General features: G+C 68.6%; 15 protein-coding genes. 6 read left to right on the top strand and 9 right to left on the bottom strand.

The features are described from left to right. Window positions 1-7: 7 nt before the first annotated feature. From AB0I77_RS31050 to AB0I77_RS31075, 6 genes are all read right to left on the bottom strand, one after another. The gene (locus AB0I77_RS31050; RefSeq protein ID WP_363286095.1) at window positions 8-1,000 is read right to left on the bottom strand and encodes a M48 family metalloprotease; all 993 of its coding nucleotides are present in this window, start codon (window positions 998-1,000) and stop codon (window positions 8-10) included. A 68-nt stretch (window positions 1,001-1,068) separates the two neighbouring features. Further along, window positions 1,069-1,587 (bottom strand): Pycsar system effector family protein, encoded by a 519-nt coding sequence (locus tag AB0I77_RS31055; protein ID WP_363286045.1) that lies wholly within the window; start codon window positions 1,585-1,587, stop codon window positions 1,069-1,071. Next, on the bottom strand, window positions 1,584-2,663 hold the full coding sequence (locus AB0I77_RS31060; protein ID WP_363286046.1) for a hypothetical protein: 1,080 nt from the start codon (window positions 2,661-2,663) through the stop codon (window positions 1,584-1,586). Before AB0I77_RS31060 ends, AB0I77_RS31055 begins: the two co-directional genes overlap by 4 nt. 20 nt (window positions 2,664-2,683) lie before the next feature. Further along, window positions 2,684-4,804: a hypothetical protein gene (locus AB0I77_RS31065; protein WP_363286047.1), complete on the bottom strand. Its 2,121-nt coding sequence runs from the start codon at window positions 4,802-4,804 to the stop codon at window positions 2,684-2,686. Then, complete coding sequence (locus AB0I77_RS31070; protein ID WP_363286048.1) at window positions 4,801-5,544, bottom strand: hypothetical protein; 744 nt, start codon at window positions 5,542-5,544, stop codon at window positions 4,801-4,803. The genes AB0I77_RS31065 and AB0I77_RS31070 overlap by 4 nt, the downstream gene beginning before the upstream one ends. A 115-nt stretch (window positions 5,545-5,659) precedes the next feature. Beyond that, entirely contained in the window at window positions 5,660-6,376 is a 717-nt protein-coding gene (locus tag AB0I77_RS31075; RefSeq protein ID WP_363286049.1) for a Crp/Fnr family transcriptional regulator, read from the bottom strand. 212 nt (window positions 6,377-6,588) lie between these two features. Here AB0I77_RS31075 and AB0I77_RS31080 point away from each other — a divergent pair, with 212 nt between their 5' ends. The 6 genes from AB0I77_RS31080 to AB0I77_RS31105 all read left to right on the top strand — a co-directional run bounded on the left by AB0I77_RS31080 (window position 6,589) and on the right by AB0I77_RS31105 (window position 13,196). Then, window positions 6,589-7,053, top strand: a complete 465-nt coding sequence (locus tag AB0I77_RS31080) for a DUF1707 and DUF4190 domain-containing protein (protein ID WP_363286050.1) — start codon at window positions 6,589-6,591, stop codon at window positions 7,051-7,053. A 269-nt stretch (window positions 7,054-7,322) separates the two neighbouring features. Next, entirely contained in the window at window positions 7,323-7,694 is a 372-nt protein-coding gene (rpsL, locus tag AB0I77_RS31085) for a 30S ribosomal protein S12 (protein ID WP_003948652.1), read from the top strand. A 2-nt stretch (window positions 7,695-7,696) separates the two neighbouring features. Next, complete coding sequence (gene rpsG, locus AB0I77_RS31090) at window positions 7,697-8,167, top strand: 30S ribosomal protein S7 (protein ID WP_007384059.1); 471 nt, start codon at window positions 7,697-7,699, stop codon at window positions 8,165-8,167. Between the two features lie 39 nt (window positions 8,168-8,206). Further along, window positions 8,207-10,333, top strand: a complete 2,127-nt coding sequence (fusA, locus tag AB0I77_RS31095) for an elongation factor G (RefSeq protein ID WP_363286051.1) — start codon at window positions 8,207-8,209, stop codon at window positions 10,331-10,333. A 157-nt stretch (window positions 10,334-10,490) separates the two neighbouring features. Then, window positions 10,491-11,684 (top strand): elongation factor Tu, encoded by a 1,194-nt coding sequence (gene tuf, locus AB0I77_RS31100; RefSeq protein ID WP_363286052.1) that lies wholly within the window; start codon window positions 10,491-10,493, stop codon window positions 11,682-11,684. Window positions 11,685-12,023: 339 nt separating this feature from the next. Continuing rightward, complete coding sequence (locus tag AB0I77_RS31105) at window positions 12,024-13,196, top strand: acyltransferase (RefSeq protein ID WP_363286053.1); 1,173 nt, start codon at window positions 12,024-12,026, stop codon at window positions 13,194-13,196. A 180-nt stretch (window positions 13,197-13,376) separates the two neighbouring features. Here the strand turns inward: AB0I77_RS31105 and pqqE are convergent, their stop codons facing one another. Genes pqqE through pqqC form a run of 3 tightly spaced genes read right to left on the bottom strand, consistent with a single transcriptional unit; the run spans window position 13,377 to window position 15,582 of the window. Further along, window positions 13,377-14,594 (bottom strand): pyrroloquinoline quinone biosynthesis protein PqqE, encoded by a 1,218-nt coding sequence (pqqE, locus tag AB0I77_RS31110; protein WP_363286054.1) that lies wholly within the window; start codon window positions 14,592-14,594, stop codon window positions 13,377-13,379. Beyond that, on the bottom strand, window positions 14,591-14,863 hold the full coding sequence (pqqD, locus tag AB0I77_RS31115; protein WP_363286055.1) for a pyrroloquinoline quinone biosynthesis peptide chaperone PqqD: 273 nt from the start codon (window positions 14,861-14,863) through the stop codon (window positions 14,591-14,593). Before pqqD ends, pqqE begins: the two co-directional genes overlap by 4 nt. Continuing rightward, the gene (gene pqqC / locus AB0I77_RS31120; protein ID WP_363286096.1) at window positions 14,860-15,582 is read right to left on the bottom strand and encodes a pyrroloquinoline-quinone synthase PqqC; all 723 of its coding nucleotides are present in this window, start codon (window positions 15,580-15,582) and stop codon (window positions 14,860-14,862) included. Before pqqC ends, pqqD begins: the two co-directional genes overlap by 4 nt. Window positions 15,583-15,585 lie beyond the last annotated feature (3 nt).

Below are 15,585 nucleotides of genomic sequence, written 5' to 3' on the forward strand. Positions count from 1 at the left end.
CGGCGTGTCAGCGCCTGCTGTCCAGGTGGGTCTGCAGGTGATGGAGCCGGGTGTGCACATCGGGGTGCGAGTCGAGCAGCCGCGAGATCACCCCCTCCCTCGCGAACGGGATACCCATGGCCGCGGCGCCAGATCGTTCTGTCAGCTCCTTTTCGCGTTCCAGGTGCAGTACGGCCATCAGCTGCTGCGCGAAACCGAGACCTGCCGCGTGCTCGTCGGCCCGGAGCTCCGAGCGACGGGAAAGAGCGGCCGCCAGATACGGCGTGGCGAAGGGGAGGAACACCAGACCGTACGTGGCCGTCGCCAGCGCGATCACGACAGCGCCCAAAAGGCCGACTACCACGGCCGCCGCGCCCACGGAGAGGCGGTCGATGCACGCGGCCAGGCGGAGCAGCAGACGCCACGCGAGACGTCCCGGCAGCGCGTACCAGAAGACCAGCAGCGAGGCCCACGCGTGTCCCCGGGTGTGATGGCCCAGCTCGTGGGCGAGTACGGCGGCGAGCTGGGCTGGCGGCAGCGTGCTCAGCGAGTGACTGGTCACGCCGACGATGTGGCCGGCCGCTGCCATGGCGTTGATCTCGTGGCTGTCCTCGACCCACAGTTGGTAAGCATCTCCGGCCACACCCGCACGAGCGGTGACCTCACGCCAGACCGACCGCAGCTTCCGTGCCTCGTCCGGGGCGGGGTGGCGCAGACCGAGCAGCCACCGCGCGATGAGACGCTCGCTGGGCCGATGGAAGGCCAGGACCCCGCTGAGCGCCCAGGCACCGAGCGGGATCCACCAGGGCGGGCCGCGCAGGATGTCGATCACGTACGACGCCGCGAAGACGACGGCCAGGCTGGCGAGCACGTGCGGGAAGTGGAGCGCCAGGCTGCCGAGGGTGGTGGCATCCGCGCCGCGCTGGCGGGCGGCGATGTGGATACGGCCGGGACGGCGGAGGAGTCCGTCGTCGGGGTCGGGCGTTTGCGGTTTCTCCGGTTCCTCGGGCTCGTACGGCATGGGCATGGCGGTTCCTTCGAATGTGAGTGGAGCGGGGACGAGGTTGTCCTCGGGTGAGGGGGCTCTCCTCAGGCGGGGAGCAGTGATCCGGGGAGCAGTACCGCCGCGCAGCCGAATGCGACGACCCCGGTCCGGATCCAGAAGTGCTTACGGGCGGCGATACGGCTCGTCTCGGCGAGGGCTACGAACAGGCCGTGGACGGGGTCGCTGCCGGTCTCCGCGAGGGCTGTGGTGAGGTGGCCGACCCGGGCGGCGCGGTGTATGTCGCCGAAGTAGGTGAGCGGTTGGCCGGGGGCCCAGCCGCTGGTGCGATAGCGGGGTATCACGGCCAGCAACAGCGCGAGGAGAGCGGCGACCAACGTGGCCGATCCGACCCACCAGAGCACGGCGGCCGGCGTCGAGAGCCCGACCGGGCTCCAGCGGCGGTCGCTCAGCAGCGTGCCCAGCCCGCCCGCCGTGATGCCGAGCACCCCGACCAGGACCGTGGCCTTGGCATCGGCACGAGCGATCTCGGTCCGGAGGTCGGCGAGTAGCTGGACGCCCACCTGTATCCGTGGGTCGTCCGGCGCCACCGTCGCCGGGATCATGTGCCGGACTCCGGGGGGTCCTTGAACAGAGCGGATCGGGGAGAGTCGTCTGCCGGCCGTCCGCCGGGTGCCGACTGGGGCGGAATCGCAGGGTGTGGTGGCGCGGGTTCGTCGCCTTCGGAGGGTGCCGTTGCCCGCAGGATCGCCGTCATGCGCTCGGCGATGAGCTGGTGGGGCACATCGAGCTGGTGGTCCTCCAGCCGCTTGCTCTCCAGGGCCTGGTCGATCAGGTGCAGCTGGGTGTCCACCAGCTTGTGCCGGCCGGACTGAAGGTGTTCCAGGACCAGCCGGGTCTCTTCGGGATGCGCCGCCAGGTGCAGGGCGAGTGCGGCGGTGCCGCCCCGGGCCAGGGTGGACTCGTAGAACTGGATCTGCTCGGCCCTGCGCTGTGCCTCGAACGTCTCGCGGAGCCTGGACGCCTCGTGTTCCGGCTCCGCCGCCTCCGCTTCGTGCCGGGCGGTCCGCAACCGGGCCTGGTGGGAGCGCTCGGTGGCGTCGCGGCGCAGGCGTACGGAGCAGCCGACCCGCAGACCTGGTGCTTCGCCGAGCCATGAGGCGTTTTCCACCGCGAGCCGCACGGCCTGTTCGGCTCCGGCGCTCTCCTCGATGCAATGGCCGCGGCTGGCCTTCCGCATCAATGGCAGCAGCTCCCGGGTGAGGAGGCCGGGAACGTCACGCTCCTTGCTGCGGACGAACTGCGCCGGGTGCAGGACACGCCAGGTGACATCGGCGGTGACCTCGAACTCGAAGCTGTCGACCAGGCTGGGCAGGGGGACGTTCAGCTGGAAGGAGTGGGGGTCCATGTCCACCTCGTACAGGGCGACGTAGCGCCGTACGGACGTGGGCCTCTCGGGCGGTGGGAAGGTCTCGTACGATCCCTGCTTCGTGACGCAGACCAGGGCGTGGTCGATGCGTCCCGTGAAGCGCCGGCTGCCGAGGCGGAAGCGCGGGAGCTGCCAGACGGTGTGGACAGGGTCCGCATCGGTACGGGGAGTGGTGGGGTGGAGGGGTTGCTGCCGGAACCAGTCCAGTTGTTCGGGCTGCTCCGGCTGTCCGGCTCGTTCGGTGTGCTCCATGGTTGGCCTCCGTGAGCGGGTCAGTCGGGGGGAAGGCGCTTCAGCAGCCGGTCGGCTGCGGGGGAGGGGGCTCTCCCGGAGTCGCGGACCATGCGTAGGAGGTGGCTGACGCGCCGGTGGTTGATGGGCGTGCTGGCGAGGGCGGGGAGCAGTGAGGCGAGGGCCGACTCGGACTCCGGGTCGTGGTCCGCCGCGCGCACCCAGCGGCGCAGGATGCCGAGGGCAGGCGCGTTGTGCCTTCGATCGGCCAGCAGGGCGTCCCAGAACGAGGCGAGGTGCCGTGCGGTCGGGGGGTCGTCGGCTGCCGCGGCCTGCGCGTACCAGTCGAGGACGAACGGGCGGTCGCTGTCGTCGTCCTTCGACTGTTTGCAGGCCTGGAGGAAGGCGAGCAGAGCGTGGGGGCGGACCGAGCGGTCGGTGCGGAGGCGCTCGGCGAGGGCGGTCAGTACGGGATCCCGTACGGCGAGGAGCAGGAGTTCGAGGGCGTCGGCGAACTGCTGTGCCTCCTCGGTCACGCCGTCGTCCTCGTTGCCGTCGCCGTCGCTTTCGGTACGGGGCTGCTGGTGGATGGCGTCCAGGAGGGCTTCCAGGATCTTCTTGTGGTGCACCGGCCCCAGCAGGCCGTAGGTGCGGATGGCCGTCCAACGGCGGCTCTTGTTTTCTCCGGTGCACCAGTCGTGCAGGATCGGGAGGATGGCCGGCACGTTCAGCAGCTGGGCCATCGTGAGGGCGTTGGCCGCGGTCAGCCAGGAGTTGAAGTTGCGGGCGTCCGCCCACGGCTCGATGAGGTGGGCCAGGGCGGACGACAGGTCGGCGGTGGCGAGCAGCGCGGCGGCCGAGGCCGCCCGGGTCCGCACCAGCGGACGGCGGTCCTCGGCTAGCTTGCGGATCCACTCGGCGAGGGCGGGGCGGGCGGAGGGGTGGAGGTTCCACACTTCCTCCAGCAGGACCCGAGCCGTACGTTCATCACGGAAGGCAGCGCAGAACTTGCCCTCGAGGGGACCCCACTCCGTGACCTCCGCGGTCAGGTACCCGTCGGCGCGAGCCAGCCGGAGGCGTTCCTCGCGGGAGCTGCCGAAGACGGGGATGCGGGGCGGCACATCGGGATCCTCGATCTTCTGCAGTCGTACGAAGAGGCCGTCGCCGAGCTCGGCGGTCACCGCGTACGGAGCCTTGTCGAAGACGGCGAGTGAGACGAGGAAAGCCTTGTCGCGCAGCTCAGGTTTGTCCTCGGTGAGCCAGCGAGCCACCTGGGTGGTCACGGCGGTCTCGCCGAAGGCAGCGAGCTGTACCTCGTCGATCTCTCCGCGGTGACATGCGATCAGCCGCCCCGCGAACTGCTTGATCTCGTCCGGCCGGTGATGCCGGGCGAGGAACTCCTTCACCGGCGCGAGCCCGCACAGGTCGGCCCAGGCGGACTCCCCGGTCGTCGGGGTGACGTGGGAGTGCAACATGTCCTTGGCCGACGGCGGCTCCCACCGTACGGACGGGATGTTGCCCAAAGCTGCCGAGGGTTCGACGGTGATCACCAGGCGCGCGTCGGTGCGCTCCAACCGCTCGCGAAGAGCCAGCAGATGGGGCTCGCGCAGTGGGCGGTTCCGGCTGACGGCCAGATCACGGAGGATGTATCCGGCTGAGGTGTCCAACTGCTCGGGCAGTGCTGAGAGCGGGATCTGGTGATCGAGGGCGCGTATCCGGGTGATGCCCAGCCGGTGCAGCAGCATCAAAGCGGCGGAACGGCGGCCCGTCTCCCGTCCGCCGGACAGGAAGACGATCTTGTCGGTCCGCAGTCGCGCGAGCGCCTTGTGGTAACTGGGGCACTCATGGAAGACGACCTCCAGCGCTTCGACGTCCGACCTCGGGATCGACCCGGAGACGTAGCGGGATGTCTCAGCCTCGCCCCCGAAGTGGAAGATCGTGTCGCCGTAGTGGGCGCCTCCCGTCTGGCCGAACTGGTCGCGGTTGACCAGGGTGGAGACGAAGTCGGGGCCGTGCGCGATCAGGTCCCTTCGCGCGGCCCACGCCGGTTGCCGCGGCTGTTCCTGACCCTCGGCCGTTTCTTCCTGTTTCTTCTGCTCGCCGTCCTGCGCGGCCTCGTCGGCAGGCTTCGCCGCTTTGGCCGTCGCCTCTTCCTGACTCATCGGCTCTCGCCCTGTTCGGAACCGCCGAAATCGAACTTCTGGTCGCCGTGGTGCGTGCCGCCGGTGTTGCCGTACAGATTGCCGCCGACCCAGGTCTCGCTGCGCTGGGCCGCCGTGGGCGCGTCCGAGGCCGCACGGGGGTCGGCCGAGCCCGCGGGCGAGCCCGCCCCGCCCGGATCCCCGTGCAGCCACGCCACCGTGGGCCCCTCCTTCGTCTCCACGGTGATGCGGTGGAAGTCGTCCGGGCGTACGCCCAGCGGGCCGTGGCGCACCACTCCCTGATAGATGCCGTCGGACACGCACAGGACACAGTCGCCGTCCCGTTGCTTGAGGGCGTCGCGCAGAGGGTCGGAGTTCAGGAGACGTACGGCGTGATTTAGGTCCGAGCCGACCCAGCCGTCGAGCTCGTCGACGGCGACGTAGCCGGAGGAGACAACGATGCGCAGGCGCATCTGGGCACTGGTCGCGATCAGGCGGTTCTTGTTGTGGAGGAGGGCGATGGTCTCGGTCAGGAGGGTTTTCACCAGGGCCGGCACGGAGACCTGGGTGTCGATGAGCTCCATGACGGAGTCGCCGCGGTCCGCGCGCAGGCGGGCGGTCTCGTCGACGTCGGCGGCGAGAAGCGTGGTGTCGACGAGGTCGTAGAGGAGCCGTCGCAGGAATGCCTGCTCCACGTCGTCGCGTGAGCCGTACTGCTCGATGTCGAAGAGGAGGATCGTGCGGTACACGGGGTCGGTCATGGCTGCCTCTCGCTGGTCGCCTTCGTTGTCCAGCACGATGGCGGGACACGGCGGCGCGGCAGAGGACCGATGACACGTATGAACTGTGACCGTGTGCACAGAACGGCAGCGGGCTTTATGCAGGCCGTTCGCCGATGATGCGGCGCAGGACGTCGGGGCGCCGGACGACGATGCGGCGGCGGTGCGTGACGACCACCTGCTTCTCCCGCAGTTCCCTCAGGAGCCGGGCGACCGCCTCGCGGGAGGAGCCGACGGAGCCGGCGAACTCCTGCTGGCTGAGTCGGAGGGTGAGTTCGACGCCCTCGTCCGTGCGATGGCCGTGCGTGCGGACCAGTTCGAGCAGCAGGACAGCCAGGCGCTCGCGCACCGTGAGCGCCGCCCATTCCAGTCGGCGGCGGTCGGTCGAGCGCTGTCGGTCGGTGGTCAGGCTCAGCAGTCGCAGGGCGACGCGTGGGCTGCCGGTGAGGAACGCGGTGAAGCGGGTCTCGTCGATGGCGACCGCCTCGACCGGCTCCAGCGCCGTCACCGTCGCCGAGCGGTGGCGTCCGGTGAGTGCCGCACCCTCGCCGATGATGTCGCCCGGGCCGCGCAGCGCGAGAAGGGCCTCGTAGCCGTTGGCGGCGATGGCCGTGACCTTGGTCCAGCCGTGGAGGAGGAGCAGGACGTGGGCCGAAGGCTCGTCCTGGTGCATGATCACGCTGCGCGCCTGGTAGCGCAGGGGCCTGCCGATGGCGAGCAGGGCGGCACGGTCGTCCTTCTCCAGGCGGGCGAGGAAGGGTACGCCGTCATCGAAGCCGTCGTCGTCCCATGCGCGTGTACGTCCCCCAGCCATGTTGCCGCCCCTGTGTTCACCTGTGCCGATGCGATCAGCACCGCAACCAGTCAACGTACTTGAAGTGACCATGCAAGAAACGGGCGACAATCGGCCGCTGTGGCCGACGCGCACCGCGCAACGACGGGCCTTGGCGCATCATGGAGACATCTCGCTGTCCAGGAGGTGCCCCTGTGTCGTGGCAGCCGTGGCAAGGACACAACACTCCCTCGATGCGTGCCTCGCACGCCGACCGTGAGCGGGCCGTGGACGTGCTCAGAGCGGGGTACGGCGAGGGGCGGCTGGAGAAGGTGGAGTTCGACAAGCGGGTTGAGCGGGCGTATGCGGCTCGTACGGTGGGGGAGCTGGCGCTGCTTGTCGCCGACCTGCCGCAGGGGCCCACACCGCAGCAGGGGGCCGCTGTGGCCGTACCGGGGACGTTCCTGGCGGTGTCCCGGCCGCGGACGAACGGGAAGGCGGTGGGGGCCGCCGCTCTTGGCCTGCTGTGTCTGCCGACCATGGGGCTCACGGGGATCCCGGCGGTGATCCTCGGGCACACGGCGCGCTCGGAGATCCAGCACACGGGCGAGGGCGGGGAGGGGCTGGCCATGACCGGGCTCGTCCTGGGCTGGCTGTCCACCGCGGGCTGGGCGCTCGTCCTGACCCTGCTGCTCGTGGTGGGAATCGCGGCCGGGTGACGTGCGTTTACGGGAGTGCGAGGTCGGCCGGGCCCATTTGTTTTGACCGCAGCGAATGAGGTAGGTACGCTCAGACCTTGTGCCTGGGGTGTGCCCTGGCTCTCGTGCGTGCCTTCAAACCGCACAGAGGGAGCCGTGAAGCGGCCACTGTGATCCGTGCCTCTTTCCGCCTGGCGGCGGGAATCTGCTGGATTCGACACACCCGACCGCGTGGGTCGGCGACGTTCCAGGTTAGCTTTACCATTCGGCACACAGAAACCGGAGAAGTAGTGCCTACGATCCAGCAGCTGGTCCGGAAGGGCCGGCAGGACAAGGTCGAGAAGAACAAGACGCCCGCACTCGAGGGTTCGCCCCAGCGTCGCGGCGTCTGCACGCGTGTGTTCACGACCACCCCGAAGAAGCCGAACTCGGCCCTGCGTAAGGTCGCGCGTGTGCGTCTGACCAGCGGGATCGAGGTCACCGCTTACATTCCGGGTGAGGGACACAACCTGCAGGAGCACTCCATCGTGCTCGTGCGTGGCGGCCGTGTGAAGGACCTGCCCGGTGTTCGTTACAAGATCATCCGCGGTTCGCTCGACACCCAGGGTGTCAAGAACCGCAAGCAGGCCCGCAGCCGCTACGGCGCCAAGAAGGAGAAGTAAGAATGCCTCGTAAGGGCCCCGCCCCGAAGCGCCCGGTCATCATCGACCCGGTCTACGGTTCTCCTCTGGTGACCTCCCTCATCAACAAGGTGCTGCTGAACGGCAAGCGCTCCACCGCCGAGCGCATCGTGTACGGCGCCATGGAGGGCCTGCGCGAGAAGACCAGCAACGACCCGGTCATCACGCTGAAGCGCGCTCTGGAAAACATCAAGCCGACCCTCGAGGTCAAGTCCCGCCGTGTCGGTGGCGCCACCTACCAGGTCCCGGTCGAGGTCAAGCCCGGCCGTGCCAACACCCTGGCGCTGCGCTGGCTGGTCGGTTACTCCCGCGCCCGTCGCGAGAAGACCATGACCGAGCGTCTGCTCAACGAGCTCCTCGACGCCTCCAACGGCCTCGGTGCCGCTGTGAAGAAGCGCGAGGACACCCACAAGATGGCCGAGTCCAACAAGGCCTTCGCGCACTACCGCTGGTAGTCGCTACCCACATCGAGACCGAGAGAAGACCGAAGCCTTATGGCTACCACTTCACTTGACCTGGCCAAGGTCCGCAACATCGGGATCATGGCCCACATCGACGCGGGCAAGACGACCACCACCGAGCGGATCCTGTTCTACACCGGTGTGTCCTACAAGATCGGTGAGGTCCACGACGGCGCTGCCACCATGGACTGGATGGAGCAGGAGCAGGAGCGTGGCATCACGATCACGTCCGCTGCCACCACCTGTCACTGGCCGCTGGCCGACGTCGACCACACCATCAACATCATCGACACCCCGGGCCACGTCGACTTCACGGTCGAGGTGGAGCGTTCCCTGCGTGTGCTCGACGGTGCCGTGACGGTGTTCGACGGCGTCGCCGGCGTCGAGCCCCAGTCCGAGACGGTGTGGCGTCAGGCGGACCGCTACGGCGTCCCGCGCATCTGCTTCGTCAACAAGCTCGACCGGACCGGTGCCGAGTTCCACCGCTGCGTCGACATGATCAGCGACCGCCTGGGCGCGCAGCCGATCGTCATGCAGCTCCCCATCGGTGCCGAGGCCGACTTCAAGGGCGTCGTCGACCTGGTCACGATGAAGGCGTTCGTGTGGTCCGCCGAGGCCACCAAGGGCGAGATGTACGACGTCGTCGACATCCCGGCCACGCACGCCGAGGCTGCCGAGGAGTACCGCGGCAAGCTCATCGAGGCCGTCGCCGAGAACGACGAAGAGATCATGGAGCTGTACCTGGAGGGCGAGGAGCCTTCCGAGGAGCAGCTGTACGCCGCGATCCGTCGTGTCACCATCGCCTCCGGCAAGTCCTCGGACACCACGGTCACCCCGGTGTTCTGCGGAACCGCGTTCAAGAACAAGGGCGTTCAGCCCCTGCTCGACGCGGTCGTGCGCTACCTGCCCTCTCCGCTCGACGTCGAGGCCATCGAGGGCCACGACGTCAAGGACCCGGAGCTGGTCGTCAAGCGCAAGCCGTCCGAGGACGAGCCGCTGTCCGCCCTCGCGTTCAAGATCATGAGCGACCCGCACCTGGGCAAGCTCACCTTCGTCCGGGTCTACTCGGGCCGCCTGGAGACCGGCACGGCCGTGCTGAACCCGGTCAAGGGCAAGAAGGAGCGCATCGGCAAGATCTACCGTATGCACGCGAACAAGCGTGAGGAGATCGCGGCGGTGGGCGCCGGCGACATCGTCGCCGTGATGGGTCTGAAGCAGACCACGACCGGTGAGACGCTGTGCGACGACAAGCAGCCGGTGATCCTGGAGTCCATGGACTTCCCGGCGCCGGTCATCGAGGTCGCCATCGAGCCCAAGTCCAAGGGTGACCAGGAGAAGCTGGGCATCGCGATCCAGCGCCTGGCCGAGGAGGACCCGTCCTTCCAGGTCCACTCGGACGAGGAGACCGGCCAGACCATCATCGGTGGCATGGGCGAGCTGCACCTCGAGGTGCTGGTCGACCGTATGCGCCGTGAGTTCAAGGTCGAGGCCAACGTCGGCAAGCCGCAGGTCGCGTACCGCGAGACGATCCGCAAGTCGGTCGACCGCGTCGACTTCACGCACAAGAAGCAGACCGGTGGTACCGGCCAGTTCGCGAAGGTGCAGATCGCGATCGAGCCCCTCGAGGGCGGCGACGCGTCGTACGAGTTCGTGAACAAGGTGACCGGTGGTCGTATCCCGAAGGAGTACATCCCTTCGGTCGACGCCGGTGCGCAGGAGGCCATGCAGTTCGGCATCCTCGCCGGTTACGAGATGACCGGTGTCCGCGTGACGCTGCTCGACGGTGCCTACCACGAGGTCGACTCCTCCGAGCTCGCGTTCAAGATCGCCGGTTCGCAGGCCTTCAAGGAGGCCGCGCGCAAGGCCAGCCCCGTGCTCCTGGAGCCGATGATGGCCGTCGAGGTCACCACGCCCGAGGACTACATGGGTGAGGTCATCGGTGACATCAACTCCCGCCGTGGCCAGATCCAGGCCATGGAGGAGCGGGCCAACGCTCGCGTCGTGAAGGGCCTCGTGCCTCTTTCGGAGATGTTCGGCTACGTCGGAGACCTCCGCAGCAAGACATCGGGTCGCGCAAGCTACTCGATGCAGTTCGACTCCTACGCCGAGGTTCCGCGGAACGTCGCCGAGGAGATCATCGCGAAGGCCAAGGGCGAGTAACGCACCGCGTTCACACGCCGTAGGCTTGACTCCGGAGCCTCACGGGGCATTCCGCCACAATCATGGTGCGAATGTCCCCGGGCCCGGGCATTCCAGCAAAGATCACCTGGCGCCGATGAAGTAAGGCGTACCAGAACCACTCCACAGGAGGACCCCAGTGGCGAAGGCGAAGTTCGAGCGGACTAAGCCGCACGTCAACATCGGCACCATCGGTCACATCGACCACGGTAAGACGACCCTCACGGCCGCCATTACCAAGGTGCTGCACGACGCGTTCCCGGACCTGAACGAGGCATCGGCGTTCGACCAGATCGACAAGGCTCCCGAAGAGCGCCAGCGCGGTATCACCATCTCCATCGCGCACGTCGAGTACCAGACGGAGACCCGTCACTACGCCCACGTCGACTGCCCCGGTCACGCGGACTACATCAAGAACATGATCACGGGTGCGGCGCAGATGGACGGCGCCATCCTCGTTGTCGCCGCCACGGACGGCCCGATGCCGCAGACCAAGGAGCACGTGCTCCTGGCCCGCCAGGTCGGCGTTCCGTACATCGTCGTCGCCCTGAACAAGGCCGACATGGTGGACGACGAGGAGATCCTGGAGCTCGTCGAGCTCGAGGTCCGTGAGCTGCTCTCCGAGTACGAGTTCCCGGGCGACGACCTGCCGGTCGTCAAGGTCTCGGCGCTCAAGGCGCTCGAGGGCGACAAGGAATGGGGCCAGTCGGTCCTGGACCTGATGAAGGCCGTCGACGAGTCGATTCCGGAGCCGGAGCGCGACGTCGACAAGCCGTTCCTCATGCCGATCGAGGACGTCTTCACGATCACCGGTCGCGGTACGGTCGTCACCGGCCGTATCGAGCGTGGCATCCTCAAGGTCAACGAGACTGTCGACATCATCGGCATCAAGACCGAGAAGACCACCACCACGGTCACCGGCATCGAGATGTTCCGCAAGCTGCTCGACGAGGGCCAGGCCGGTGAGAACGTCGGTCTGCTGCTTCGTGGCATCAAGCGCGAGGACGTCGAGCGCGGCCAGGTCATCATCAAGCCCGGTTCGGTCACGCCGCACACCGAGTTCGAGGCCACGGCGTACATCCTGTCCAAGGACGAGGGTGGCCGTCACACGCCGTTCTTCAACAACTACCGCCCGCAGTTCTACTTCCGTACGACTGACGTGACCGGCGTGGTGACCCTCCCCGAGGGCACCGAGATGGTCATGCCGGGCGACAACACCGACATGAAGGTGGAGCTGATCCAGCCCATCGCCATGGAGGAGGGCCTGAAGTTCGCCATCCGTGAGGGTGGCCGGACCGTGGGCGCCGGCCAGGTCACCAAGATCAACAAGTGATCTTGGGTGTGACCCGGTAGCTCCACTCGCGAGCTCCTGAAGGGGCCCGTACGACTTCGGTCGTACGGGTCCCTTCGTCTTTTTCTCGTCCTTTCCTCGTCCTTTTCCGGGATCCCGATGGCTGGTCGTCAAGTGAAGAGTTGGAGAACAGTGCGGGGCGTCTCGTCGAGGGTTCGGGCAACTCCGGCCCGCCCGCGCGGGGAATGCCCTTGTCTGTCCCGTGGGGTGGTTGGGGCGGCCGTAGCGTAGGTGTACCGGTAGTCCGGGCCGGGATTTCATTTCGTGAGGATGGACTGACAGGTGCCGATGCGTGGTGCGGACGGCAGATCGACGATCCCGATGCGGGTCTTGAGCGGATTGCAGCAGCCGCTCCCGCCGCTCGCCATACCGGAGCAGCAGAAGCCGGCGCAGCGCCCCGTGCGGGTGCGCCACGCCGTCGTACGCGAGCGGGTGGGCACCCGGCTGTACGCCATCGACGGCATCCGCCTGGTCGCCGCCCTGATGGTGGCCGTGCACCACTTCGCAGGCACCGACCGGGCCGACCGGCCGGGAAACGCGATCTGGGACCGGCCGGTGTCCGACATCATGCCCAACGTGTTCCGGCTGGCGACCTACGGTTGGATCGGCGTCGAGATCTTCTTCGTGATCAGTGGGTTCGTGATCTGCATGTCGTGCTGGGGCCGTACCCCGCGGCAGTTCTTCGTCTCGCGGGTGATCCGGCTCTACCCGGCGTACTGGTTCGCCGTCCTCTTCACCACGGCCGTGCTGGTGGCCGTACCGGGTGTGTGGGAGCGGCTGCGACCGCAGGAGATTCTGCTCAACCTCACGATGCTCCAGTCCGGTTCGGGTGTGGGGAACGTCGACGGCGTGTACTGGACCCTCTGGTCCGAGCTGCGCTTCTACCTGCTCTTCCTGGCCGTCGTCGCCACCGGGCTGACCTACCGCAAGGTCGTCGTGTTCTGCTGCGTGTGGGGCGCCGCGGCGATGCTGGCGCCGGTGTCCGGGTTTCCGCTGCTGGAGCTGGTGGCCAATCCCGAGGGCGCCTGGTACTTCATCGCGGGGCTGGCTCTCTACCTCATGCACCGGTTCGGCCAGGACCTGCTGCTGTGGGGCATCCTCGCCATGGCCTGGCTGATGGGGCAGATGGAGCTGGGGGTGCGGATCGACGAGGTCGAACATGTCTCCAGCTGGCGCGGCAGCGTGCTGATCTTCACCGTGTTCCTGCTGGTGATGGTGGGTGTGGCGCTCGGGCTGACCGACCGGATCCGCTGGAAGTGGCTGGTCACGGCGGGTGCCCTGACGTATCCGCTGTACCTGATGCACTACGCGGCCGGTACGGCGGTCATCAACCGCCTGCGCGACACGATGGACGCACGGTTGCTGGTCGCGGTCGTGATCGTCGGCTTCATGGTGCTGAGCTGGCTGGTGCATCGGTTTGTGGAGCGGCCGGTGGCGGGCTTGCTGAAGAGGGGGCTGGACACGTCGTTCGCGCGGTTGCGGAACGCGGGGTAGGGGTTGGGGTTTCCTCCGGCCGGGTTCAGCCGCGTAGGAGGTGGCCAGGCGGCCATGCCGAGCTCTCCGTGCTGGGCTTGTCGGGAACGGCGGCTGCGGCGGTCCCGGTGGCGATTTCTGTGACGAGCCCTCGATGGCTCGCTGCGTTTGTGAAGGCCTATGCGGCCGGCCGCCGCGTGCTCACTCGGACTCGGGATCGGGCTCGGGCTCGGGCTCGGGGCGACCGGGTGTGCGCCGCCTGATGCCGGCTCGGGAGGATGCGCCGGCCGGGGTGGGCAGCGGGGAACTCGCCCTCGGTCCGGCCCTGTTGTCGTCGGTGTCGTCGGTGAGGGCCCGGATCAGCCCGTGGTCCGGGGACAGCCGGCAGGCGGGGTCCGTGCGCGTGGCGTCGCCTGTGAGGGCGTATGCCTGGCAGCGGCAACCGCCGAAGTCCTCGTCCCGGTGGGAGCAGCTGCGGCAGGGTTCGGCCATCCAGTCGGTGCCGCGGTAGCGGGTGAAGGCCTTGGAGCGGTCCCAGATCCAGGCCAGCGGGTGCTCGCGGATGTTCGGCGGGTCCAGGTCCGGCAGGGAGGCCGCGGCCGGGCAGGGCAGGACGGTGCCGTCCGGGGTGACGGTGAGCGAGACCGCTCCCCACCCGCCCATGCAGGGCTTGGCGGCACCGTCGAAGTAGTCGGGAACGACCCAGACCAGGTCGGGGCCGTCCGGCGACAGCCGCCCTCGCCACCGCTCGACGGCGTCCCGCGCACGGGCGAGCTGGTCGCGCGTGGGGAGCAGGGCCGCGCGGTTGAGCAGACCCCAGCCGTAGAACTGGGCGTTGGCCAGCTCGACGCGGTCCACGCCCCAGGACAGGCCCAGTTCGATGAGGGCGTCGATGGCGTCGAGGTTCTCGCGGTGCAGGACGACATTGAGGCCGAGGGGGAGACCGGCGGCCCGTACGAGCCCGGCGGCCCGTTCCTTCTCGGTGAAGGATCGGCGTCCGGCGATGCGGTCGGAGGCGCGCGGGTCGGCGTGCTGGACGGACAGCTGGACGCTGCGCAGCCCGGCCTCGGCGAGCGCGGCCAGCCGGGCCTCGTCGAGGCCGACGCCGCTGGTGACCAGCTGGGTGTAGATGCCGGCGGTCTCGGCTGCGGTGACGATCTCTTCCAGGTCCGGGCGCAGGAGCGGCTCGCCGCCGGACAGATGCGTGTGGACGACGCCGAACTCGCCGGCCTGTCGCATCACGTCCGTCCACTGGGCGGTCGTCAGCTCGCGTGAGCGCCGGGTCAGTTCGAGGGGGTTGGAGCAGTATCCGCAGTGGAGCGGGCAGGCGTGGGTGAGTTCGGCGAGCAGGGCCCAGGGGCGGGAGGGGGCGGATACGGGAGAGTGCGCGTTCGCGGGCGCCAGATCGGTGGCGGTCATCGGAGCCAGCCCTCCTTGCGCAGACGTTCGAGGAAGGGGGGAACGTCGGTGACCACGGGAGCGCCGGGGAAGCGCGCGGCCAGTTCGTCGACGATCTCGCGCACGCTGCGGCTGCCGTCGCACAGGGCGACGACTGTTTCCGCCCGGCCCGTCAGGACGCCGACGCGTTCGGGGAGGACCAGCAGTTCCGCGTCGCGTACGGGGTCGTGCCGGCGCATGGTGGAGGGGGCCAGGACGGGGCGCCACTCGGTCCCGGGCGCCGCGCTCACGCCCGCTCCCGGTGGCCGGCCCGGTCCACGGCGTCCAGCAGCGACCACAGGACATCGCACTTGAAGCTCAGCGCGGCAACGGCACGTTCCTGGTCGTCCCGGGTACGGGCCCAGTCCAGTACGAGGTCGAGTGCCTCGCGGCTGTCGCGCCGGCCCTGGGAGACGCGGGTACGGAAATAGGCGAGGCCGTGGGGTTCGATCCACGGGTAGTGGCGTTCGAAGGCGTCGATGCGGGTCCGCATCAGGTCCGGGGCGGACAGCTCGGTCAGCGACGCGGCGACGGCTTCCAGGGGCGGGCGCAGGCGGCAGAAGTTGACGTATCCGTCGACCGCCAGCCGTACGCCCGGCAGTACCTCGTCGGCGCGCAGCAGCGTCTCGCGGTCCAGACCGGCCGCCTCCCCGAGCCGCAGCCACCGCTCGATGCCGCCCTCGCCCTCCTCCAGGCCGTCGTGGTCCTGGATGCGGCGCAGCCACATCCGGCGCAGTGCGGGGGTGTCCAGTTCGGCGATGATCAGCGCGTCCTTGACAGGGATGTGGCGCTGGTAGTGGAAGCGGTTGACGATCCAGCGGCGGAGCTCCTGAGGGCTGAGGTCGCCGCTGTGCATGCGGAGGTTGAAGGGATGGCGGTCGTGGTACCGCTCTGCTCCGACCGCGCGCAGCCGGGACTCGAACTCCGCGGGGCTCCAGGGCTCCGCGAGCGGAGCGGATGCCCTGTTCACAGC

The sequence above is a fragment of the Streptomyces sp. NPDC050619 genome (genome assembly GCF_040654815.1).
Taxonomy (GTDB): Bacteria; Actinomycetota; Actinomycetes; order Streptomycetales; family Streptomycetaceae; genus Streptomyces.